This is a genomic window from Streptomyces sp. NPDC001406 (assembly GCF_042895285.1).
Classification (GTDB): domain Bacteria; phylum Actinomycetota; class Actinomycetes; order Streptomycetales; family Streptomycetaceae; genus Streptomyces.
This window is the reverse complement of the sequence record NZ_JBIAWG010000005.1, coordinates 310,205-331,373: the sequence shown is the minus strand read 5'-3', so window position 1 is coordinate 331,373 and position 21,169 is coordinate 310,205. Positions and strand designations below refer to the sequence as shown.

The 21,169-nt window shown below is 71.9% G+C and carries 23 protein-coding genes; 16 read left to right on the top strand and 7 right to left on the bottom strand.

The genetic code is table 11. The annotated features are described in order from the left end of the window. Positions 1 to 96 precede the first annotated feature (96 nt). Complete coding sequence (locus ACFY1J_RS14540) at positions 97 to 291, top strand: hypothetical protein (protein WP_030346161.1); 195 nt, start codon at positions 97 to 99, stop codon at positions 289 to 291. A gap of 125 nt (positions 292 to 416) precedes the next feature. On the opposite strand, the gene ACFY1J_RS14535 is transcribed toward ACFY1J_RS14540, so the two are convergent. Both ACFY1J_RS14535 and ACFY1J_RS14530 read right to left on the bottom strand, forming a co-directional pair. Beyond that, a complete protein-coding gene (locus tag ACFY1J_RS14535; RefSeq protein ID WP_390731286.1) occupies positions 417 to 626 on the bottom strand; it encodes a DUF397 domain-containing protein in 210 nt (69 codons plus the stop codon). Continuing rightward, a complete protein-coding gene (locus ACFY1J_RS14530) occupies positions 623 to 1,498 on the bottom strand; it encodes a helix-turn-helix domain-containing protein (protein WP_390731285.1) in 876 nt (291 codons plus the stop codon). Before ACFY1J_RS14530 ends, ACFY1J_RS14535 begins: the two co-directional genes overlap by 4 nt. 2,208 nt (positions 1,499 to 3,706) lie before the next feature. Between ACFY1J_RS14530 and mshB the strand changes: the two genes are divergently transcribed. The 7 genes from mshB (at position 3,707) to ACFY1J_RS14495 (ending at position 11,068) form a co-directional block, all read left to right on the top strand. Then, positions 3,707 to 4,570: an N-acetyl-1-D-myo-inositol-2-amino-2-deoxy-alpha-D-glucopyranoside deacetylase gene (mshB, locus tag ACFY1J_RS14525; RefSeq protein WP_390731284.1), complete on the top strand. Its 864-nt coding sequence runs from the start codon at positions 3,707 to 3,709 to the stop codon at positions 4,568 to 4,570. A 50-nt stretch (positions 4,571 to 4,620) separates the two neighbouring features. Further along, complete coding sequence (locus ACFY1J_RS14520; protein ID WP_390731283.1) at positions 4,621 to 5,013, top strand: DUF6113 family protein; 393 nt, start codon at positions 4,621 to 4,623, stop codon at positions 5,011 to 5,013. A 156-nt stretch (positions 5,014 to 5,169) separates the two neighbouring features. Continuing rightward, positions 5,170 to 7,443 (top strand): hypothetical protein, encoded by a 2,274-nt coding sequence (locus tag ACFY1J_RS14515; protein WP_390708707.1) that lies wholly within the window; start codon positions 5,170 to 5,172, stop codon positions 7,441 to 7,443. 148 nt (positions 7,444 to 7,591) lie between these two features. After that, positions 7,592 to 8,518: an ABC transporter ATP-binding protein gene (locus ACFY1J_RS14510; protein ID WP_390708708.1), complete on the top strand. Its 927-nt coding sequence runs from the start codon at positions 7,592 to 7,594 to the stop codon at positions 8,516 to 8,518. After that, positions 8,515 to 9,255 carry an ABC transporter permease gene (locus tag ACFY1J_RS14505; RefSeq protein ID WP_390731282.1) on the top strand — a complete coding sequence of 247 codons (741 nt, stop codon included), beginning with the start codon at positions 8,515 to 8,517 and terminating at the stop codon, positions 9,253 to 9,255. Before ACFY1J_RS14510 ends, ACFY1J_RS14505 begins: the two co-directional genes overlap by 4 nt. Positions 9,256 to 9,260: 5 nt before the next feature. Next, a complete protein-coding gene (locus ACFY1J_RS14500) occupies positions 9,261 to 10,457 on the top strand; it encodes a sensor histidine kinase (protein ID WP_390708983.1) in 1,197 nt (398 codons plus the stop codon). Then, complete coding sequence (locus ACFY1J_RS14495; RefSeq protein ID WP_390708710.1) at positions 10,454 to 11,068, top strand: response regulator transcription factor; 615 nt, start codon at positions 10,454 to 10,456, stop codon at positions 11,066 to 11,068. Before ACFY1J_RS14500 ends, ACFY1J_RS14495 begins: the two co-directional genes overlap by 4 nt. Positions 11,069 to 11,094: 26 nt before the next feature. Here ACFY1J_RS14495 and ACFY1J_RS14490 read toward each other — a convergent pair whose 3' ends face one another. Then, positions 11,095 to 11,946, bottom strand: coding sequence for a tetratricopeptide repeat protein (locus ACFY1J_RS14490; protein ID WP_390708711.1), 852 nt, complete (start codon positions 11,944 to 11,946; stop codon positions 11,095 to 11,097). Between the two features lie 78 nt (positions 11,947 to 12,024). Continuing rightward, positions 12,025 to 13,038 carry a GNAT family N-acetyltransferase gene (locus ACFY1J_RS14485; RefSeq protein WP_390708712.1) on the bottom strand — a complete coding sequence of 338 codons (1,014 nt, stop codon included), beginning with the start codon at positions 13,036 to 13,038 and terminating at the stop codon, positions 12,025 to 12,027. Between the two features lie 140 nt (positions 13,039 to 13,178). Between ACFY1J_RS14485 and fdxA the strand changes: the two genes are divergently transcribed. Both fdxA and ACFY1J_RS14475 read left to right on the top strand, forming a co-directional pair. After that, entirely contained in the window at positions 13,179 to 13,499 is a 321-nt protein-coding gene (fdxA, locus tag ACFY1J_RS14480; RefSeq protein ID WP_263212261.1) for a ferredoxin, read from the top strand. A 120-nt stretch (positions 13,500 to 13,619) separates the two neighbouring features. Beyond that, positions 13,620 to 14,717, top strand: coding sequence for a bifunctional succinyldiaminopimelate transaminase/glutamate-prephenate aminotransferase (locus ACFY1J_RS14475; protein ID WP_390708713.1), 1,098 nt, complete (start codon positions 13,620 to 13,622; stop codon positions 14,715 to 14,717). A gap of 107 nt (positions 14,718 to 14,824) precedes the next feature. On the opposite strand, the gene ACFY1J_RS14470 is transcribed toward ACFY1J_RS14475, so the two are convergent. Together ACFY1J_RS14470 and ACFY1J_RS14465 are read right to left on the bottom strand one after the other, a co-directional pair. After that, the gene (locus tag ACFY1J_RS14470) at positions 14,825 to 15,271 is read right to left on the bottom strand and encodes an ATP-binding protein (RefSeq protein ID WP_390731281.1); all 447 of its coding nucleotides are present in this window, start codon (positions 15,269 to 15,271) and stop codon (positions 14,825 to 14,827) included. A gap of 311 nt (positions 15,272 to 15,582) precedes the next feature. Further along, positions 15,583 to 16,581, bottom strand: a complete 999-nt coding sequence (locus ACFY1J_RS14465; protein WP_390708715.1) for a heavy metal transporter — start codon at positions 16,579 to 16,581, stop codon at positions 15,583 to 15,585. 94 nt (positions 16,582 to 16,675) lie between these two features. Between ACFY1J_RS14465 and dapE the strand changes: the two genes are divergently transcribed. The 4 genes from dapE to ACFY1J_RS14445 all read left to right on the top strand — a co-directional run bounded on the left by dapE (position 16,676) and on the right by ACFY1J_RS14445 (position 19,182). Then, entirely contained in the window at positions 16,676 to 17,755 is a 1,080-nt protein-coding gene (dapE, locus tag ACFY1J_RS14460) for a succinyl-diaminopimelate desuccinylase (RefSeq protein ID WP_390708716.1), read from the top strand. 114 nt (positions 17,756 to 17,869) lie between these two features. After that, positions 17,870 to 18,628 (top strand): TIGR00730 family Rossman fold protein, encoded by a 759-nt coding sequence (locus tag ACFY1J_RS14455; protein WP_390708717.1) that lies wholly within the window; start codon positions 17,870 to 17,872, stop codon positions 18,626 to 18,628. A 39-nt stretch (positions 18,629 to 18,667) separates the two neighbouring features. Next, complete coding sequence (locus tag ACFY1J_RS14450) at positions 18,668 to 18,934, top strand: type II toxin-antitoxin system prevent-host-death family antitoxin (protein WP_390708718.1); 267 nt, start codon at positions 18,668 to 18,670, stop codon at positions 18,932 to 18,934. Beyond that, positions 18,931 to 19,182 carry a type II toxin-antitoxin system RelE/ParE family toxin gene (locus ACFY1J_RS14445; protein WP_390731280.1) on the top strand — a complete coding sequence of 84 codons (252 nt, stop codon included), beginning with the start codon at positions 18,931 to 18,933 and terminating at the stop codon, positions 19,180 to 19,182. Before ACFY1J_RS14450 ends, ACFY1J_RS14445 begins: the two co-directional genes overlap by 4 nt. A 34-nt stretch (positions 19,183 to 19,216) precedes the next feature. Here ACFY1J_RS14445 and folP read toward each other — a convergent pair whose 3' ends face one another. Beyond that, positions 19,217 to 20,077 carry a dihydropteroate synthase gene (folP, locus tag ACFY1J_RS14440; RefSeq protein WP_390708720.1) on the bottom strand — a complete coding sequence of 287 codons (861 nt, stop codon included), beginning with the start codon at positions 20,075 to 20,077 and terminating at the stop codon, positions 19,217 to 19,219. Between the two features lie 138 nt (positions 20,078 to 20,215). Between folP and ACFY1J_RS14435 the strand changes: the two genes are divergently transcribed. Together ACFY1J_RS14435 and ACFY1J_RS14430 are read left to right on the top strand one after the other, a co-directional pair. Beyond that, a complete protein-coding gene (locus tag ACFY1J_RS14435; protein ID WP_363294046.1) occupies positions 20,216 to 20,572 on the top strand; it encodes a DivIVA domain-containing protein in 357 nt (118 codons plus the stop codon). Beyond that, on the top strand, positions 20,569 to 21,153 hold the full coding sequence (locus ACFY1J_RS14430) for a DNA-3-methyladenine glycosylase I (RefSeq protein ID WP_390708721.1): 585 nt from the start codon (positions 20,569 to 20,571) through the stop codon (positions 21,151 to 21,153). Before ACFY1J_RS14435 ends, ACFY1J_RS14430 begins: the two co-directional genes overlap by 4 nt. Positions 21,154 to 21,169: the final 16 nt, after the last annotated feature.

The following is a 21,169-nucleotide window of genomic DNA, read 5'->3' as shown; positions in this document are numbered from 1 at the left end:
ATGAACCTGCTGGCTCGTGTATGGATTTGCTGTACCGATCTACAACCCCCATAGTCCGAACCCCCGCGTACCTGGGATCTTTGGAGGTGAGCCGCCGTGGCACTCTCGATTTCGGCGGTGGTGCTGCTGGCGATCATCGTCTTTCTGCTGATCAAGAAGTCAGGGCTGAAGGGCGGCCATGCGGTCGTCTGCATGCTGCTCGGCTTCTACCTGGCCTCCTCGACCGTCGCTCCAACGATCAGTGAGCTGACGACGAACGTGGCGAGCATGATCGGCAGCATCAAGTTCTGACGCGCGCCGAGCCCGGCCCTTGGGCGGCCTCGCCGGGGCCGGGTGGTTCGTGCGGTTCGTGCGGACGGGTTTCGACGCGGCGACGGCACTCGATGGGCTGAAGCTGTGTCGGCGGCGGCGAGTCGTCAGTCTTGGGACGCGTACGGCACGAAGGCGGACCAGCTGGCGGGGGAGAAGGCCAGGCGGGGGCCCGTGGTGTGCTTGGAGTCGCGGACGTGGACGGTGCCGGGGGTGGTGGCGAGTTCGACGCAGGAGTCGCCCTCACTGCCGCTGCTGTAGCTGCTCTTGAACCACGCCAGATCCGAGGCGTCCCCGGCCGAGGTGTTGCGGATCATGTGTCCCCCAGCAGTTGCTCGATGAAGGCCGCCGACTCACGTGGAGTGAGAGCCTGCGCCCGGATGATGCCGTACCGCAGCTCAAGGATACGGAGCTGCCTCGGTTCGGACACCGGTCGGCCGCCGGCCACCACTGGCGAGCGCCCCACCGCCGAGCCGTCAGCGAATTTCAGCACCTCGATCCCGCCATCCACTCCAGCGTGCTCCTCGCGATCCATCGGCATCACCTGAAGCTCGACGTTCCGCAACTGACTTGCCTCAAGGAGATGATCAAGCTGCTGGCGTAGCAGCGCCCTCCCGCCGAGTGGGCGTCGCAGGGTCCACTCCTCCAGGACGAAGCTGAGTTCGGGCGCCGGATCCCGCTCGAACACAGCCTTGCGGGCCACCCGCGCGGCGATGAACCGCTCCACCTCGTCTTCGGTGTACGCCGGGCGCCGCATCAGGAGCAGCCCGCGTGCGTACTCCGGCGTTTGCAACAACCCATGGATGTTCAGCGGATCGTAGAGCTGAAGCTCGACCGCCCTGGCCTCCATCTGCGCAAGATCCCGCACCTTCTTCGGATACCGGACCTTGGCCACGTCCTCCTTCATCGCCGAGAGCAGTCCGCCCGCCCCCAACACCTCGTCGGCCCTGTCCAGATACTCGGGCCTCGGGATCCGCTTCCCGCCCTCGATCTTGTAGACCATGTCCTCGCCGTATCCGACGGCCTTCCCGAACACGGCGGCCCGCATCCCCACCGCCTCGCGCCGCAGCTTGAGCTGGCGTCCGACGGTTGCGATGACGGCGATGCCCCAGTCGTCGTCCGGGTCCACTTCCCAACCCGGTTCGTCGGCCTCGCTCTTGAGCCGTACCGCCTCGCCGTCCACGCTCATCCCGCACCCCTCTGTCGAACTCCGGACAGTAACCGTACGCATCGGCTGCGTCACTGTTCACGGTACGCAGGGGCGGCCACGCTGAGTGACGTGAACCAGGAAAACTCCACCCAACTCGACTGCGCCATCCGGAACTTCAGCGTGCTCTGTACGTAGTCGGGGACACCCTCCGTATCGAGGTGAGGGACACCCGGGGGGCGTTGTCCCGACGCCGACTGTCAAGCACAGGTGGGCCGCCCGCTTCTTTGTCAGTGTCGTGCTTCCACACCCCGAGTAAAGGGCGCTCCGCTCCACTGCGTTCCGCTCCGCGTCGCCTTCGGCGATGCCCCTGCGGGGCACCCTTGACTAGGGGCGTTCCAGCACGGGTTGGAAGCGAGCGGGCAGCCCGGGGAAAGTGGCCGACTTGGGGTGACGGCCCCTCGGGTGGGCTGCGTTCGCGTCCGGGGTGACGGGGGCGCGGTCTCGCCTCGCCAGCACGCCGGGCTGGTTTAGCGGCTTGCGGCCGGTGGGCGGTGGAGCGCGGGGAGGTGGGTGGCGGGACGCCGGGCGGGCTTGGCGGCGAGCGGCCGGTGGGCGGGGCACGGGAGGCGAGTGGTGGCACGCCGGGTGGGCTTGGCGGCGAGCGGCCGGTGGGTGGGGCGCGGGAGGCGAGTGGCGGGACGTCGGGTGGGCTTGGCGGCTTGCGGCCGGTGGGCGGTGGAGCGCGGGGAGGTGGGTGGCGGGACGCCGGGTGGGCTTGGCGGCGAGCGGCCGGTGGGCGGTGGGGCGCGGGAGGCGAATGGCGGGACGCCGGGTGGGCTCAGCGGCTGGTGGCCGGTGGGGGCGGGGTGCGCCTGGGCCGGGTGGTGGCAGGCCGGGCCGGGTTCGGCGGCTTGGGGTCGGTCGTGGGGGGAGGGCCTTGAGGTGGGGGCGCGGAGGGGGCTCGGGGCGGTGGTTGGTCGTTTTGGGTCAGTGACTGGGTGAGGACGGGCTGGTGGTGAGGGTCTGCATTGGCGCAGATCTTCCAATCACCCGCTGGATGACGGGAGGCAATGCCTCGCTGGTCACATGGGCCACACCAGTCACGCAGGGTGGGTGATTGGGAGGGTTGGGTCAGCGGGAGCCCCGGCATGGGCCATAGACGTGCCCCACCCTGCGCTCGCGCTCCCTCCCCCCGACCCCAGTCCGCCAGGCCTCATCTGTATCCCGCCCCGGCCCCACCGCGCACGGGCCGTGCGTCGCTGAGCCGACCCGGCGTGCCGCCACTCGCCTCCCGCGCACTGCCGCCCACCGGCCGCAAGCCGCTAAGCCCGCCCGGCGTGCCGTCACCCAGCCCCCGCGCTCCACCGCCCATCATCCGCAGGCCGCTATGCCGACCCGGCGTGCCATCACCCGGCCCCCGCGCTCCACCCCACCGCCCACCGCCCACCGCCCACCGGCCGCAGGCCGCTATGCCGACCCGGCGTGCCATCACCCGGCCCCCGCGCTCCACCCCACCCCCACCGGCCGCAAGTCGCTAAGCCTTCCCGGCGTGCCACCACCCGGCTGATGCGCCCCCCCGCTCCCCACCGGCCGCTCGTCGCTAAGCCCGCCCGGCGTGCTGGCGAGGTGCGACCGCGCCCCCGTCACCCCGGACGCGAACGCAGCCCACCCGAGGGGCCGTCACCCCAAGTCGGCCACTTTCCCCGGGCTGCCCGCTCGCTTCTCACCCGTGCTGGAACGCCCCTAGTCAAGGGTGCCCCGCAGGGAGCGCCCTTTACTCGGGGTGTGGAAGCACGACACTGACAAAGAAGCGGGCGGCCCCACGGCCACTCGTCAGCGCCGGGGAACTGCACCCGCCCCGCCCCGCCCCGCCTGCTCCGCACCCTCTCCTGCAACCAACCCGGCCAGCAGCGTCGTACAGCCAAGGGCCACGCCCCCGTAGCCCCCGAGAGGCTCAAGGCCCAAGGCGCCCAGGGAGTGCACACCCCCGCGAACCGCTCGCCTCCGCCGCCACGGCCCCCGTCTCCTCCTCTCCGCCCGTGAGACGGCTCACCTGCCCCCGGTGTCGCCGCCTGGCTGGAACGGGAGGTCGGCCTCAGCGTCGTACGGCACGCCGTGACCGCGGATCTCCTGGCCGAGGGGCCGTGTCGTCCCGCCGCTCTCCGTGGGGGCACCCGGGAGTCCGCCACCTGGGCGTCTCGTCGGGCACGTGCCGCGGTGAGGGTGGGCGCCTCGTAGGGTGGGGCCATGACGGAACTGCCCGCCCGGCGTCTGCTGCTGGTGCACGCGCACCCGGACGACGAGTCGATCAACAACGGCGCGACCATGGCCAAGTACGCGGCCGAGGGAGCGCGGGTCACCCTGGTCACCTGCACCCTCGGGGAGCGGGGTGAGGTCATTCCGCCCGAACTGGGGCATCTGGGAGGCGCCGCCCTTGGTGAGTACCGGCTGCGTGAGCTCCGGGGTGCCATGGGTGAGCTGGGTGTCGACGACTTCCGGCTGCTCGGGGGCGCCGGGCGCTACGCGGACTCCGGGATGATGGGGCTGCCCGACAACGACGACCCCGCCTGCTTCTGGCAGGCCGACCTCGACGAGGCCGCCGGATACCTTGTTGAGGTGATCCTGGAGGTCCGGCCCCAGGTTGTGGTCACCTATGACGACAATGGGGGGTATGGCCACCCGGACCACATCCAGGCCCACCGCGTCGCCATGAGGGCTGTGGAGTTGGCCGCCGACGCGGGCTGGCGTATCCCCAAGGTCTACTGGAATCGCGTTCCGCGCCGGGTCGCCGAGGATGCCTTCGCCCGCCTTCGGGACGATCTGCCCGCTCTGCCCTTCGCCAAGCCGGCCTCCGTCGAGGACGTCCCGGGCGTGGTCGACGAGGAGCGCGTCACCGCCGAAGTCGACGGCACCGCGTACGCCGCCGCCAAGGCCGCCGCGATGCGCGCGCACGCCACCCAGATCGAGGTGGCCGAACCGTACTTCGCGCTCTCCAACGAACTGGCCCAGCCCGTCTTCACCACGGAGTACTACGAGTTGGTGGGCGCAGAGCGCCCGCGGACCCGGGAGACCGACCTGTTCGCCGGGACCGGCGTCGAGGAGGCGTCATGAGTTCGGCAGGACGCGGCTCGGCAGAACGCGGCTCGGCAGGACGCGGATCTATGCTCGCCCAGCCGCTGCAGCGCCCCTCCGCCGGGCGGATCGCCGCCCATGTGGGCCTGCTCGTGCTCGGAGCCCTGGTCGGGCTCGCCGGGGCGCTGGTGCAGGGCGGCTGGTTCCCCGGCGGGCTGCTGCTCGCCCTGGCGGGCGCGGCCGGGGTGTTCCTCGGCGGGGCGCGTGCCACCGGCGGCCGCGCCGGGGCGGTCGCGCCCGCGGCCGGCTGGATCATCACCGTCATCCTGCTCACCGCAGGCCGTCCCGAAGGGGACTTCCTGTTCGGCGCGGGGGGCGGTTCCTATCTGTTCCTGCTGGGCGGCATGGCCCTGGCTGTGATCTGCGCCACCCTTGGACCGGGGCGGCAACCGGACGGCGATGCCGCCCGACTTGCCAAGTGACGTACCAATTCGCCACGGGGCGCGGGTGCGAGTCCGGTGTGGGTTTCCCCAGCGGTCATGGGATACGCGCCAGAAGTGGCCAGTATGGTGGTGCGCGCCGCCGAGCCGCCCGAGCAAGGTCGTGACGGGCGGCGGAGCCAACCGGGAGAACCTGCCTTGAGTCGTGAAACTGACACTCCGTCCTCCGGGCCCAACGGGCGCGGCGGAGCCGCATACCCCTCGGGCACGCCGCCGTACGGGACCCCCATGGTTTCCGGCGACGGTACGGGCGCGGACCGTTCGGCCGCGCAGCCGGAGGAGCGAAAGACCGAGACCACGCTGACGACGCGCATCCGGATCAACATCCCCGGATCGCGGCCCATTCCGCCGGTCGTCGTGCGCACGCCCGTCGCGGACACCGAGGCTTCCGACGACGACACGGGCGCTGCCGCCGAGGCGCAGCCGGCGCCCGCCCCGAAGCCCACCGGGCCCACCGGCGGCGTCGAGCCGTCCGGCGAGCCCGCGGCGGCGGCCGGGGAGAAGACGAGCGACTGGTTCGCACCCCGCAAGTCCGGCGCGGGCAAGGGCGGTCCGGCCGGCGGCGGCACGAACGGCGCCGGAATCCCCGGCGGTTCCGCGGCCGGTGCGACCGCTTCCGGCACGGGCACGGCTGCCCCCGGCGGCGCGGGTGCGCCCAAGGGCGCGCGTCCGGGCGCCGGTCGCCCCGGCGGTGTGGTCGGCTCCATGAGCGCGCCGGGCGGCTCCCGTCCCGGCGGTACGAACGGCGCGGGGCTCCCCGGCGCCACCGGCGGACCCGTGGCTCCCGGGCACGGCGGTGGCACCGGCTCCTTCGACGTGACCGAGGCGCTGTCCGCGGGCCCGCTGGGCAACGGCTCCCGTCCCGGCGCGGGCGGCGACGAGCCGCGCCGCGACGATCTGCCGTACTTCGCGGAGAGCGGCCCCGGCGGCCAGAACGGCTTCGGCGGTGCGAACGGCCAGGGCGCCGGCCCGGCCGGCCCCGACGGTTCCAGCGGCTTCAACGGTCCGAACGGTCTCGGCGGCCCCGGCGTTCCGCAGGGCCCCGCGGGCCCGACCGGCGGTCCGGTCACCGGCGACGGCCCGATGGTGCCGCCGGTCACCGGCGGACCCGGCGGCCTCGGCACGGTGCCCGGCGAGTCCTTCACCGGCCCCGGCACCGTCGGCGGGCACCGCCGGACCCCCGGCGCCGGTCCCGCCGCCGGCCGCGGTCCCGGCGGCGGTCTGAGCGACGACACCGCGATCCTCACCCCGCAGAAGCCGGCCCCCGAACCGGGCATGCCCGGCTACGGCTCCCCGGCGGACAACATCTCCGGGCACACCGTGACCAGCGGCATCCCGGTCGTCCCGCCCACGGCGGCCTCGCCGTTCGGGCCGGGCGCCCCCACCGACGGGGCCGTGTCGCACACGCCCCCGAAGCTGCCCGAGCCGGTCTCGCCGAACGTCCCGCAGAGCAAGTCCAAGAAGAAAAAGAAGGGCCGCAGCAAGCCGGCCCTGCTCGGCGGGGTCGTGGTCGTCGCCGGCATCGGTGTGTACGGCGCCGGACTGCTGATGAACCACTCCGACGTGCCCAAGGGCACCACCGTGCTCGGTGTGGACATCGGCGGCGGCACCCGCGACGACGCCGTCAAGAAGCTCGACGAGGCGTTCGGCGACCGGGTGAACAAGCCACTGAAGCTGTCGGTGGGCGGCAAGACGGTCTCGCTCACGCCGGACAAGGCGGGACTCCAGTTCGACACCACCGCCACCGTCAGCACGGCCGCGAAGAGCGACTACAACCCCGTCTCCGTGATCGGCTCCCTCTTCGGACAGAAGCGGGTCGTGGAGCCGGTCATGCCGGTCGACGAGGAGAAGCTCCAGGTCGCCCTGAAGGACGCGGGCGGTGGCTCCGGCTCGGTCGCCGAGGGCACGATCAAGTTCCAGTCCGGCAAGGCCGTCGCCGTCTACGGCAAGGCGGGCAAGGGCATCGACGCGGCCGGTTCGACACAGGCGGTCGCGGAGGCCTACCGGTCGATGGTGGAAACCGGCACGGCCATCCCGGTCACGGTGCCGACGACCACCCAGCAGCCGACGGTCTCCAACGCCGAGGTCGACCGCGAGATGAAGGCGTTCGCGCAGCCGGCGATGTCCGCCAAGGTCACCGTGCAGACGGATGCCGCGCACTCGGTCCCGATGAGCCCGCAGAACTCGCTGTGGAAGTTCCTCCGGGTGACGGCCGTCGACGGCAAGCTCGTCGACAAGCCCGACCTGGTGGCCCTGAAGAACCTCTACGGCCAGGCGTTCGACGGCGTGCTGATCACCCGCTCCAACGGCAAGAAGACGCCCGTCACCCCGCAGGACGTGTACGGCGCCCTCCGCCAGGCACTGACGAGCAGGACCAACCGGATCGCGGTCATCGACACCACCCCGAACTAGCCCAGGACCAGCCCGGCCCGCAGAGGGGCGTCCGGTGTTCACCGGGCGCCCCTCCGGCGTGTCACGGCGTCGGCATGACATCTGTCATCCGGCTCTCAGGACCCCCGACACTGCCCCGCACCCGGCCCCCCTGGCCACCATGGACGCCATGACAACGACAGCGGTGACCACCGGCGCCCCGGTGGTCGGGTTCGATCAGGTGAGCAAGACCTATGGGAGCGTGCGGGCGGTGGACGGGCTGTCGCTCACGCTGCACCCGGGGGAGACCGTCGCCCTGCTCGGGCCGAACGGCGCCGGCAAGTCCACCACCCTCGATCTGCTGCTCGGCCTCAAGCAGGCCGACGGCGGCACGGTCAGCGTCTTCGGCACCGGCCCGCGCGAGGCGATCGTCGCCGGGCGGGTGGGCGCCATGCTGCAGAGCGGCGGGCTGATGGACGAGGTCACCGTCACCGAACTGGTCCGGCTCGCCTGCGATCTGCACCCGAAGCCGTACAAGGTCACCGACGTACTGGCCCGCGCCGGCATCTCCCAGATCGCCGACCGCAAGGTCAACAAGCTCTCCGGCGGCCAGGCCCAGCGCGTCCGCTTCGCCCTCGCCACCGCCGGCGACAGCGACCTGATCGTCCTGGACGAGCCGACCACCGGCATGGACGTCTCCGCCCGCCAGGCCTTCTGGGCCACCATGCGCGAACAGGCCGACCAGGGCCGTACGGTCCTCTTCGCCACCCACTACCTCGAAGAGGCCGACGCCATCGCGGACCGCGTCCTCGTCCTGCACCGCGGCCGGCTCCTCGCCGACGGCACCGCCGCCGAGATCAAGGCGAAGGCGGGGGCCCGCAGGGTCTCCTTCGACCTGGAGGGCGACATCGACGAGCCGGCCCTGCGCGCGCTGCCCTTCCTGGCCTCGGTCAGCGTCTCCGGCCAGACCGTCCGCATCCAGTCCACCGACGCCGACGCCACCGTCCACGCCCTGTACGGCCTCGGTGTCTACCCCCGCAATCTCGAAGTCGCCGGGCTCGGCCTGGAGCAGGCGTTCGTCGCCATCACGGAGGCCGAGGAGGCCAAGCAGTCGTGAACTCGCTCATCAAGCTGGAACTCGCCCGCGCCCTGCGCAACCGCAAGTTCCTGTTCTTCTCGGTGATCTACCCCTCCGCCCTGTTCCTGCTCATCGCGGGCAACGCCGACAGCAGGACCAGGATCGACGGCACCGGGCTCACCCTGCCGACGTACATGATGGTCTCCATGGCCTCCTTCGGCGCCCTGACCGCCGTCCTGATGGGCAACAGCGAGCGCATCGCCAAGGAGCGCGAGAGCGGCTGGGTACGGCAGCTGCGGCTGACCACCCTGCCGGGGCGCGGATACGTACTCGCCAAGACCGCGAGCGCGGCCGTCGTCAGCCTGCCTTCCATCGTCATCGTCTTCGTCGTCGCCGCGGCCGTGAAGGACGTCCGGCTGGACGCCTGGCAGTGGCTCGCCCTCACCGGCGCCATCTGGGCCGGCAGCCTGGTCTTCGCCGCGCTCGGCGTCGCCATCGGCTACCTCGCCAGCGGGGACGCCGTCCGCCCGATCACGATGATCACCTACTTCGGCCTGTCCATGCTCGGCGGTCTGTGGATGCCCACCACGACCTTCCCGCAGTGGCTCCAGGACATCGCGAAGTGGCTGCCCACGCACGCGTACGCTGCCCTCGGGCGGTCGATCGAGCAGAGCCAGTCCCCGCACGTCCAGGACATCGCCATCCTCGCCGTCTTCTTCGTCCTCTTCGCGGGCGGCGCGGCCTGGCTGTACCGGAAGGACACGCTGAAGGCGTGAGCGCCATGACGGAAGACCCGCTGACCGAGGAAGCCCGCCGGGAGCAGCTGATCCCCCTGGGACAGTCCCCCCGCAGCCGGCGCGACCTGTTCCTGCGCAAGATGCTGTGGATCGGCGTCTGGCTGGTCTTCCTCAGCGCCCCGGTCAACGACCTCGTCTCCGGGAGCCACACCACCGGGGCGACCGTGACCGGCTGGCTGGGCCTGGCGGTCTTCGTCGGGGTCTATCTGACCCTGGTCTTCCGGGACATGGGCAGCCCGGCCACCCCGAGGCGGGTCGGCGCCCTGATCGCCGTCCTCGGGCTCCTGGCGACCCTGCTGTCCTTCACGCTCGGCGCGCCCTGGCTCGCCCTGTACTGCTACGTCTCCGTCGCCTGCGGGGCCACCCTCCCGCTGCGGGCCGCCTGCTGGGCGATCCCGGGGACGGCGGGCGTGCTGCTGCTGGTCGGCCTGCACGTCGGCGAGCAGCACGCCCTGGACCTGCTGATCCTGGTGTTCCTCATCGGATTCGCCATGACCGGGGTCGTCCAACTGGTCCGTACGACCATCGAGTTGCGCAAGGCCCGCGCCACCGTCGCCCAACTCGCCGCCAACGAGGAGCGGCTGCGCCTGGCCCGGGACCTGCACGACCTGCTCGGCCACTCGCTCTCCCTCATCACGCTGAAGAGCGAACTGGCCGGCCGGATGCTCCCCGACCACCCCGACAAGGCGGCGCAGCAGGTCGCCGACATCGAACAGGTCAGCCGGCAGGCCCTGGTCGACGTGCGCGAGGCGGTCACCGGCTACCGGCGTCCCCGGCTGGCCGCCGAACTCGCCGGTGCCCAGGTCGCCCTGACCGCCGCCGGGGTCACCGCCCAGGTGCCCGCCGAACCGGACCTCGACGGCGTCCCCGAGGAGGGCGAGTCCGCCCTCGCCTGGGCGCTGCGCGAGGCGGTCACCAACGTCGTACGGCACAGCGGTGCCGGACGCTGCACGGTGGAGCTCCTCGGACGCCAGACGCTGGACGGCCCGGTCCTCGAACTCTCCGTCGAGGACGACGGATCGGGCGGCTCCGGCAAGGGTCCCGGCAATGGCCTGACCGGTCTGACCGAGCGCCTTGAGAAGGTCGGCGGCACGCTGGAGGCGGGCCGGGTCAGGCACGGGTTCCGGCTGGTCGCCCGTGTGCCCACGGCCAGTGGGGTGGACGTAGTATCCGGGGCATGAGCAGCACGATCAAGGTTCTCCTCGCCGAGGACCAGTCGATGGTCCGCGAGGCGCTGGCCGCCCTGCTCGGCCTCGAGGACGACATCGAGGTCGTCGCCCAGGTCTCGCGCGGCGACGAGGTGTCGGCGGCCGCCCGGGAGCACGGTGTGGACGTCGCCCTGCTCGACATCGAGATGCCGGGTTGCACGGGAATCGAGGCCGCGGCCCGGCTCCACAAGGAACTTCCCGCGGTCAAGCTGGTCGTCCTCACCACCTTCGGCCGCCCCGGCTATCTGCGCAGCGCCATGGAGGCGGGCGCGGACGCCTTCCTGGTCAAGGACGCCCCGGCCGCCCAACTCGCCGAGGCCGTACGCAAGGTGCTGGCCGGCGAGCGGGTCATCGACCCCACGCTCGCCGCGGCCGCCCTGGCCGAGGGCGCCAACCCCCTCACCGACCGCGAACGCGAGGTGCTGCGCGCCGCGGCCGACGGCTCCACCAACGCCGAACTGGCAGCCGCCCTGCACCTGTCCCAGGGCACGGTCCGCAACTACCTCTCGACGGCGATCCAGAAGCTGGCCGTGCGGAACAGGGCGGAGGCGGTACGGATCGCGCGGGAGAAGGGCTGGCTGTAACCCGCTGGAACACCCCCTGGCTGCTACTAGTTGAGCATGGAGCGCGCCGTGTGCGCCTGACGTCGTACCCGCTGTGCGGTCGGTTCGTCCACCGCGGCCACCACCTCCGCGTACGCCTCCAGCTCCGCGGCCCCGGCGAGGAACTCACCGCGCTGCACGAGCAGTTGCGCCCGCTCGTAGCGCAGCCGCGCCGGATGCGAGGGCATCAGCAACGACAGCTCCACCGCCCACAGCGCCACGTCCGACCGCTCCGGCCGGGCCGCGGCCCACGCCCGGATGTTGTTCAGGATCCGCACGACGACATCCAGCGGATCCGCGGGCACCAGCATGCCCGGATCCAGCGGAGCCCCCGTCGCCCCGACGACGAGCAACTCGGCGTCCGTCCCCGTGAGCACCCGGCCCCCGTCGAAGGGATCGGCGAGCACCTGCTCCCCGGCCGCCCCGAACCCGACCACGAAGTGCCCCGGCAGCGCGACCCCGTACACCGGCGCGCCCGCCCGGCGCGCCACCTCCATCCACACCACTGACAGCAGGATCGGCAGCCCGCGCCGCCGCCGCAGCACCTCGTGCAGCAGGGAGGACTCCAGACGGCGGTAGTCCGCGGCGGAGCCGTGGAACTCGCAGCGGACACCGAGCAGGTGGTGCAGCGCCGTCGCCCAGGCCAGGGGCCCGCCGGGCCGGTACGGCAGCTGTCCCGCCAGCCGGTCCAGCTCCATCTGCGCGGCGTCCATGCCCGTCTCGTCGAGCGAGCCGTCGGCCTCCGCGCCGAGCAGCAGACACAACGCCGAGAGGTCGGGCCGCTCGGACCGTGCCTCCTCGGCGAACCGGTGCCGCACCTCGGCCGACCGCTCCGGCGATGGGGGATAAGGGGGACGCATAGCTGGCTCGTGCCCTTTCACGGTGATCCGTACCACCGACCGACGATGATCCGTCCTACCGACCGGCGATGATCCGTATCACCGGCCGGCACCGGAGGCACCCGGCTCCCGGTAGTGGTGATACGCGTGATGCGCGGCGAAGCCCATGGCGGCGTACAGCGCACGGGCCGCCTCGTTGTCCTCCTCGACCTGCAGCCAGGCGGCCGAGGCGCCCTCGGCCAGGGCCTGGCGGGCAAGAGCGGCCATCACGGCACTGCCCAGGCCGCGTCTGCGCTGCTCCGGGGCCACTTCGACGGCCGCGAAGCCCGCCCACCGGCCGTCCACGACACACCGCCCGATCGCGGCCGGCGCGCCCCCGGCCTCACCCGGGACGGTCGCGAACCACACCGACGGCCCGCTGCCCAGCACCTTCAGGGCCACCTCGCTCACCCCCTTGCGCTGATACCGGTCCAGCCATGCCTCGTCCGCCGCCCGGTCCAGCACCACCCGGGCACCCTCGTCCCGGTCGGCCACCGGCGCCAGGGCGCCGATCCACAGCTCGGCGGTCACCTCGCGCACCCAGCCGCGCCGCTCCAGCTCCGCGCACAGCAGCTCCTGCGTGCCCTCGGCGCCGGTCGCGGTCTGGATGTACGCGGGCAGGCCGCGCTCGCCGTACCAGCGTCGTACGGCCTCCAGCGCCGCGTCGAGCGGAAGGCCGGGGTCGCCGAGCGGAAGCACACTGTTGGCCCGCCGCGTGAACCCCTCGGCGGCCCGCAGCTCCCACTCGCCCAGCCGCTCGCTCTCCACCGGCCGCCAGGCCCGGGAGGCGACGCGCGCGAGCTCCTCGTAGGAGGCGGCGGGACCCCGCCGACGCGCCGGGGCGGCCGGCACGACCTTGCCCGCGACCAGCGAGGATTCCGGAATCCGGACGGTCTCCCCGTTCTTGCGTGTGATCAGCAGCACACCCTTGTCCCATGATGTGAGAACACCCACCGTGTCGGTGAACTTCTCACCCCGTGTTCCAGGTTCGCTCAAGCGCCGTACGGAGACTCGTTTACCCACGTCAGCAGCGGTGATACGGACCTCGAGTCGCCCGGCGGCAGAGATTTCCACAGGTCGGTTCACCCCTCCTGTTCGGATCATGCCCAAGAACGGAGATACTAGGGGCGGGCATCGACGACGCCGCGCTCCCGCGCGCCAGGCGGCGGAGCCTACGGAGGCCCGCCAGCGCCCAATCGAGGAGGAACGACAGCGTGACCTACGTCATCGCGCAGCCTTGTGTCGACGTGAAGGACAAGGCGTGCATCGAGGAGTGCCCGGTCGACTGCATCTACGAGGGCCAGCGGTCCTTGTACATCCACCCGGACGAATGCGTCGACTGTGGTGCCTGTGAGCCGGTCTGCCCGGTCGAGGCGATCTTCTACGAGGACGACACTCCGGAGGAGTGGAAGGACTACTACAAGGCCAACGTCGAGTTCTTCGACGAGCTCGGCTCTCCCGGTGGCGCCAGCAAGCTGGGCCTGATCGAGCGCGACCACCCCCTCATCGCCGCGCTGCCGCCGCAGGCCGAGTAATCCGCAGGCGGCCGAGCAGCCCGCAGCGCGCCGCCTCGGTCCCGTACGGCCCGATCGCCTTGATCAACGCCGTACGGGACCGAGGCGTTTGCCGTACCGACGAAAGTGAGCCAGAACATCGTGTCCGCAGTCTCCGACCGTCTGCCCACCTTTCCCTGGGACAAGCTGGAGCCGTACAAGAAGACGGCCGCGGCGCACCCGGACGGCATCGTCGACCTGTCCGTCGGCACCCCGGTCGACCCGGTCCCCGAGCTGATCCAGAAGGCCCTGATCGCCGCCGCCGACTCGCCGGGCTATCCGACCGTCTGGGGCACGCCGGCGCTGCGCGACGCGATCACGGGCTGGCTGGAGCGCCGGGTGGGCGCCCGTGAGGTCACCCACCGCCATGTCCTGCCGATCGTCGGCTCCAAGGAGCTGGTGGCCTGGCTCCCCACCCAGCTGGGCCTCGGCCCCGGCGACCGGGTCGCGTACCCCCGTCTGGCCTACCCGACCTACGAGGTCGGCGCCCGCCTGGCCCGCGCCGAGTACGAGGTCTACGACGACCCGACCGAGCTCGACCCCACGAACCTCAAGCTTCTCTGGCTGAACTCGCCGTCCAACCCCACGGGCAGGGTGCTGGGCCAGGAGGAACTCACCCGGATCGTCGCCTGGGCCCGTGAGCACGGCGTCCTGCTCTTCTCCGACGAGTGCTACCTGGAGCTGGGCTGGGAGGCCGACCCGGTCTCGGTCCTGCACCCGGACGTCAACGGCGGCTCGTACGAGGGCATCGTCTCGGTCCACTCCCTCTCCAAGCGGTCCAACCTGGCGGGCTACCGCGCGGCCTTCCTGGCAGGCGACCCGGCCGTCCTGGGCCCCCTCCTGGAGATCCGCAAGCACGGCGGCATGATGACCTCGGCGCCCACGCAGGCGGCGGTCGTCGCGGCCCTGTCCGACGACATCCACGTCCGCGAGCAGCGCGAACGCTACGCCGCCCGGCGCACGGCCCTGCGCGACGCCCTGCTGGCCCACGGCTTCCGCATCGAGCACAGCGAGGCCGGCCTGTACCTCTGGGTCACCCGGGACGAGTCCTGCTGGGACACGGTGGCCCGTCTTGCCGAGCGGGGCATCCTGGTCGCCCCCGGCGACTTCTACGGCACGGCGGGCGAGAAGTTCGTCCGCGTGGCCCTGACGGCGACGGACGAGCGCGTGGCGGCCGCGGTGGCGCGACTGGCGGGCTAGTTCGGCCCGGACAGCACAGCACTGCACAGCAGGGCACTGCACTGCACAGCACGAAGGGGTCCAGGGAGAGTTCCCTGGACCCCTTCGCGCTGTCGAGACCTGGCTGCCTAGCCGAGCGGCAGGCTGCTCATCGGCAGCGTGGACGTCGGCAGCCCGCCCTTGGTGAGGGAGTCCGTGGGCAGCCCACCCTTGGTCGCCGTCCCGGCCGTGGCGCCGAGGACCTGTCCGGCGGATCCGGCCGCGTCCCCCGCGGCCTTCTGTGCGGCGGGCGCCGCCTTCTGCACGGCCTTGCCGCCGGCCTTGCCCGCGGCCGGCACCGCCTTCTTGACCGCCTGGCCGCCCGCGTCGCCCGCGAGCCCGGTGACGTGCTGCGTGGCACCGTCGGCCGTGTTGCCGACCTGCGCCCCGTCCAGGGCGGTCAGGCCGCCGAGGTTCGGGGTGGCCGGCAGATCGGGGGCAGCGCTCGCGGAGCCGGCCGCACCGACCCCGGCGGCCGCTCCCGCTGCGACGAGCAGCGCGGCACGGGCGATCCTGCGGGTCAGGGGGAGGGACATGATGCTCCATTCGACGGGAGAGAACGTTGAAGTGTCCGACCGTGTCCGGCAGTTGATCTCCGGGCTCGGACGCAGTGACTACCGCTCGAAGCCCACGAAGGTTGCGGAGCCCAAAGGTAAAGAGTTGGCAACGCATCGCATTATCTGCTGTGGATAAAAACGGGCAAAAGTCACCCGCCGTACGACTTCGCAGAATCCTTACGGCCCTTTGTTTCCAAGGGCGTTTACGACCAGGAGAGTGACCGCACGAAAACCTGCGCACACCGCCGCGTCACCACCCGCAGGGTGACCCCCGCGAGTGAACCCCCGTACTACTGCCCGGTCACGATCCGAACGGACCCCGCCGACTTCTCCGCACCCGCGGCACCCGTCGTGCCGGCCGCGCGCCACTGGCTGTCGGTGCTCCCGGCTGCCCACACCCGCCCCGCGTACGAGACCCGTGCGATGTGCAGCGCTGAGGAGTTGGCCACCGCCCAGTGGGCCAACTGCCAGCCCCGCTCCCGCTCGGTCCGCCCGGTCCCGCCGGGCTTCCGGTCGTCCGGCACCGGCACGGTCACGGTCCTGGCGCCCGAGTCGGCGGTCATGCTCGGGGACGGACTCGCCTCGGCCGTACCGCTCACCTCGGCGCCGGCCTCCTGGAGCGCGTCGCGCCCGAAGTCCCGTACCAGCGCGGCCCGTACGGCGTCCGGACCCGTCGCCGCCGCCTCGGCCGAGGTGCCCGTCGCGGGGCGCCCCTGGCAGGTCAGCGTGGCCGCCGCCTGCCCGGTCAGGGCCGCGGCGAGCAGCTTGGCGTCCGGCTCGTGCTTGGCGTACGCCTCCGGGAAGCCGCTGCGCTGCACGCGCTGCGCGGCCACCGTGAGCGGGAGTTCCTTGTAGTCGGGCACCTTGGCCAGGTGCTCGTAGAAGATGCCCGCCGAGTAGGTCGGGTCCATGATCTGCTTCTCGGTGCCCCAGCCCTGCGAGGGCCGCTGTTGGAACAGGCCCAGCGAGTCACGGTCGCCGTGCTCGATGTTGCGCAGGCCCGACTCCTGCAGCGCGGTCGCCAGCGCGATGGTCACGGCGCGCTCGGGCATGCCGCGTCCGGTGCCGACGGCGGCGATCGTCGCCGCGTTCACCGCCTGCTCGGGCGTGAACTCGTACGGGGTCTCGCCGCCTTCGGCCGAGACGACCTTGCAGCCCGGGGCTCTGGTGCCACCCGTGACGTACTGCACCACGAGATAGCCCGCGACGGCCAGCAGGACGAAGAAGGCCGCGCTGAAACGGAAGAGGCGGCCGCGACGCTTGGGAGAAGTGGGGGACGGCTCTGGCACCCGTACAAGGTACTGGAGGCCTCCGGGGCCCGGGAGGCGGGTGGCGCCTGCTGGTGCGGCCCGGCCGGGCCGGGGGAGCGTTAGGGTCGTCACCATGGCCGACACCACGCTTGACCTGACGCTGGACGCCGCCGCGCTCACGGCGCGGCTGGTCGACTTCCCCTCGGAGAGCGGCACCGAGATGCCCCTCGCCGACGCGATCGAAGCCGCCCTGCGCTCCTTGCCGCATCTGACGGTCGACCGGTACGGCAACAACGTCGTCGCCCGTACGCGGCTGGGCCGGGCGGAGCGGGTGATCCTGGCCGGCCACATCGACACGGTCCCGATCGCCGACAACGTCCCCTCGCGCCTCGACGAGGACGGCGTCCTGTGGGGCTGCGGCACCTGCGACATGAAGTCCGGCGTGGCCGTCCAGCTGCGCATCGCGGCCACCGTCCCCGCCCCCAACCGCGACCTGACCTTCGTCTTCTACGACAACGAGGAGGTCGCCGCCGACCTGAACGGCCTCAAGCACGTGGCCGAGGCGCACCCCGACTGGCTGACGGGCGACTTCGCGGTGCTGCTGGAGCCCTCCGACGGCCAGGTCGAGGGCGGCTGCCAGGGCACCCTGCGGGTGCTGCTGCGGACGAAGGGCGAGCGGGCCCACTCGGCGCGCGGCTGGATGGGCTCCAACGCGATCCACGCGGCGGCCCCGATCCTGGCCCGCCTGGCGGCGTACGAACCGCGCTACCCGGTGATCGACGGCCTGGAGTACCGCGAGGGCCTGAACGCGGTGCGTATCTCCGGCGGGGTGGCGGGCAACGTCATCCCCGACGAGTGCGTGGTGGCGGTCAACTTCCGCTATGCCCCGGACCGGTCCGAGGAGGAGGCGCTCGCTCACGTCCACGAGGTCTTCGCGGACTGCGGTGTGGCGGAGTTCGTGGTGGACGACCACAGCGGCGGTGCGCTGCCGGGGCTGTCCCACCCGGCCGCGGCGGCCTTCATCGAGGCGGTCGGGGGCACCCCGCAGCCGAAGTACGGCTGGACGGATGTCTCCCGTTTCTCCGCCCTGGGCATCCCGGCGGTCAACTACGGCCCCGGAAACCCCCACTTGGCGCACAAAAGGGATGAAAGGGTAGAAATCGCCAAGATCCTGGCGGGCGAGGAGCGTCTGCGGGCCTGGCTGACGAGCTGAGACGCGCGACGGGTGTGGGCCTGACGCTTCATTGCGGACATGCTCACGTCCCCCGTGCGTAACCAGGGTGGATCTACTCTTGCGTGGATACACCTGCACGCGGAGGGAGCGCACATGGCTACTGGCAACCCCGAGGGCAAGAAGCGCCCACCGGAGGAGCAGCGCCTGGGGCCGGTCCTCCGGCGCCGGGGTCAGGTCACCGCGAGCACGACGGACCAGCGCCTGCTGGACGCGGGCGGCCCGTCCGACTGGGTCCACACGGATCCCTGGCGGGTCCTGCGGATCCAGTCGGAGTTCATCGAGGGCTTCGGCACCCTGGCCGAACTCCCGCCCGCGATCAGTGTGTTCGGCTCGGCGCGCACTCCGGTGGACTCCTGGGAGTACGACGCCGGTGTGCGGCTCGGCCGCGGGCTGGTGGAGGCCGGCTGGGCGGTGATCACCGGCGGCGGTCCCGGCGCGATGGAGGCGGCCAACAAGGGCGCCTGCGAGGCGGGCGGCACCTCGGTCGGCCTCGGCATCGAGCTGCCCTTCGAGCAGGGCCTCAACCCCTACGTCGACATCGGCCTCAACTTCCGGTACTTCTTCGTCCGGAAGATGATGTTCGTGAAGTACGCGCAGGGCTTCGTGGTGCTCCCCGGCGGCCTCGGCACCCTGGACGAGCTCTTCGAGGCCCTCACCCTCGTGCAGACCCAGAAGGTCACGCGCTTCCCCATCGTCCTCTTCGGCACCGAGTACTGGGGCGGACTGGTCACCTGGCTGAGGAGCACCGTGATCGCCCAGGGCAAGGCCTCCGAAAAGGACCTGCTCCTCTTCCACGTCACGGACGACGTGGAGGAGGCGGTGGCGCTGGTGTCGAAGGAAGCTGCGCGTTAGGCGCCGGGGCGAAGTGTAATCTGAGTGTACAGTAGATACATGTCTGCTAGCTATCCCATCGCCGAGGCGAGGGGCAAGCTCGGCGAGCTTGCCCGCCGGGCTGCCCAGCACGAGCACATCACCTTGACCGACCGTGGCATCCCGACTGCCGTCCTCGTCTCTCCGGCGGAACTGGAAGACCTTGAGGATGCTCTGGCGCTGGCCCGCCTTGAGCGGGACCGTGCTCTGGGGCGCACCGAAGTCCCCGTCCCCCATGCGGAGGCCCGGCGGATACTCCTCGAAGCCGCAGGGAGGAGTACGGAGTGACCTGGGAGGTCCAGTGGGAGCCGATGGCGCTCGACGAAGCCACCGGTTTCCTCAAGGACGACCCCCACGGAGTGGACACCCTCCTCCAGGCGACCGATCAACTCGCCGAGGACCCCAGGCCTGAAGGTTCCAGGGCCTGGGGTACCCACCACCGTCGACTTCACCGTGGCCCCTGGCGCATCCTGTACCGCCTCGACCCGGAGGCACGGACCCTTCACATCGAACACATCGGGCGCACGCTCGAGTGAGCGGCAGCGGGGGGTTGGCGTCGGCGGGGAGCGTCTACGCCAACCCCCTGCGCGCGACCGTCGGCGGGCGGTGGCCCGCGATCGACGTCACCATGTCCAGGACCTGCTTCGTCTCTGCCACCTCGTGGACCCGGTACACCTGGGCGCCGAGCCACGCGGACACCGCGGTCGTCGCCAGCGTCCCCAACACCCGCTCCTTCACGGGCCGGTCCAGCGTCTCCCCGACGAAGTCCTTGTTGGACAGCGACACCAGCACCGGCCACCCCGTGGCCACCATCTCGTCCAGCCGCCGGGTCGCCTCAAGACTGTGCCGCGTGTTCTTCCCGAAGTCGTGACCGGGATCGATCATCACCGACTCACGGGGCACGCCCAACGCCACCGCACGCTCGGCCAGTCCCACGGTCACCCGGAGGATGTCGGCCATGACGTCGTCGTACGCCACCCGGTGCGGCCGGGTCCGCGGCTCGGCGCCCCCCGCGTGCGTGCACACCAGCCCCACCCCGTACCGTGCCGCGACCGCGGCCAGCCCCGGATCCACCCCGCCCCAGGCGTCGTTCAGCAGGTCCGCCCCGGCCTCGCACACGGCCTCCCCGACCGTGGCCCGCCAGGTGTCCACGCTGATGATCACGTCGGGGAACCGCCGCCGTACCTCGGCCACGAAGCCGACCGTCCGCCGCGCCTCCTCCTCCGCGGTCACCTCGTCCCCGGGCCCGGCCTTCACCCCGCCGATGTCGATGATCGCGGCACCTTCGGTCACCGCCTGCTCCACGCGCGCGAGCGCCGGCTCGTCACGGAAGGTCGCCCCCTGGTCGTAGAAGGAGTCCGGGGTCCGGTTCACGATCGCCATGATCACCGGCTCGTGCGGCTCGAATTCCCGCCTGCCCAGCCTGAGCATCCCCTGTGACCTCTTCCAGTGAGTCCTGCTTGTTGTCCCGCCCCGCGCCCGCCTGTGACCCTAACTGTCAGACTCGCATGGCACGATCGGAGCGAGAGACTTTCGAGACCGAGCACTACAGAGCGTGGGGACCCAGCGATGGTTATGTTCTTGTTCCTGGTCGTCGCGCTCGCCGTCGTGGTCGCCGCGGTGACACTCGCCGTGGTGGGCGGCGGCGAGGGCGCCACCGGCCCCCTGCCCGAGGTCGCGCCCGAGCGCCTCGACGACTCGCTGCCCCCGGACCGCCCCGTCGGCCGCGCGGACGTGGAGAGCCTCCGCTTCCCGCTCGCCCCCCGCGGCTACCGCATGGCGGACGTGGACGACGCCCTCGGCCGCCTCGGTGCCGAACTCGCCGAGCGGGACGCCCGTATCGCCCACCTGGAGTCCGCGCTCGCCGGTGCCCAGGCCGCCGCGCACGTCCGGCTGGACAAGCCCGCGCAGGAGGACCAGCGGTGAGCGACGGCACCGCCCTGGCCGGTCCCGACGGCACGCCGCGCTGCCCCTGGGCGCTGTCCACCGACGACTACGTGACGTACCACGACGAGGAGTGGGGCCGCCCCGTCCACGGCGACGACGCCCTCTACGAGCGCCTCAGCCTGGAGGCCTTCCAGTCGGGCCTGTCGTGGATCACGATCCTGCGCCGCCGCCCGGGCTTCCGCGCCGCCTTCGCCGACTTCAGGATCGAGAAGGTCGCCACCTTCACGGACGACGACCGCGAACGCCTTCTCGTGGACCCCGGCATCATCAGAAATCGCGCCAAGATCGACGCCACCCTCGCCAACGCGCGCGTGCTCGCGCAGTGGTCCTCGGGCGAGCTGGACACCCTGATCTGGTCCCACGCCCCCGACCCGGCCGCCCGCCCGGCCCCGAAGACCCTCTCCGACGTCCCCGCGGTCACCCCGGAGTCCACGGCCCTGTCCAAGGCCCTCAAGAAGCGGGGCCTGCGCTTCATAGGCCCGACGACGGCCTATGCGCTGATGCAGGCGTGCGGACTGGTCAACGACCACCTGGAAGGCTGCGCAAGCCGGAACACGTAGACCGTCGGGTGCGGAA

Bases quoted from the DNA above. Each gene is read 5' to 3' on its own strand.
- ACFY1J_RS14510 (WP_390708708.1), top strand. From the start codon at position 7,592: ATGACAACGACAGCGGTGACCACCGGCGCCCCGGTGGTCGGGTTCGAT.
- dapE (WP_390708716.1), top strand. From the start codon at position 16,676: ATGGCCGACACCACGCTTGACCTGACGCTGGACGCCGCCGCGCTCACG.
- ACFY1J_RS14520 (WP_390731283.1), top strand. From the start codon at position 4,621: ATGCTCGCCCAGCCGCTGCAGCGCCCCTCCGCCGGGCGGATCGCCGCC.
- ACFY1J_RS14435 (WP_363294046.1), top strand. From the start codon at position 20,216: ATGGTTATGTTCTTGTTCCTGGTCGTCGCGCTCGCCGTCGTGGTCGCC.
- mshB (WP_390731284.1), top strand. From the start codon at position 3,707: ATGACGGAACTGCCCGCCCGGCGTCTGCTGCTGGTGCACGCGCACCCG.
- ACFY1J_RS14495 (WP_390708710.1), top strand. From the start codon at position 10,454: ATGAGCAGCACGATCAAGGTTCTCCTCGCCGAGGACCAGTCGATGGTC.
- ACFY1J_RS14530 (WP_390731285.1), bottom strand. From the start codon at position 1,498: ATGAGCGTGGACGGCGAGGCGGTACGGCTCAAGAGCGAGGCCGACGAA.
- ACFY1J_RS14535 (WP_390731286.1), bottom strand. From the start codon at position 626: ATGATCCGCAACACCTCGGCCGGGGACGCCTCGGATCTGGCGTGGTTC.
- folP (WP_390708720.1), bottom strand. From the start codon at position 20,077: ATGCTCAGGCTGGGCAGGCGGGAATTCGAGCCGCACGAGCCGGTGATC.
- ACFY1J_RS14500 (WP_390708983.1), top strand. From the start codon at position 9,261: ATGACGGAAGACCCGCTGACCGAGGAAGCCCGCCGGGAGCAGCTGATC.
- ACFY1J_RS14455 (WP_390708717.1), top strand. From the start codon at position 17,870: ATGGCTACTGGCAACCCCGAGGGCAAGAAGCGCCCACCGGAGGAGCAG.
- ACFY1J_RS14490 (WP_390708711.1), bottom strand. From the start codon at position 11,946: ATGCGTCCCCCTTATCCCCCATCGCCGGAGCGGTCGGCCGAGGTGCGG.
- ACFY1J_RS14450 (WP_390708718.1), top strand. From the start codon at position 18,668: ATGTCTGCTAGCTATCCCATCGCCGAGGCGAGGGGCAAGCTCGGCGAG.
- ACFY1J_RS14470 (WP_390731281.1), bottom strand. From the start codon at position 15,271: ATGTCCCTCCCCCTGACCCGCAGGATCGCCCGTGCCGCGCTGCTCGTC.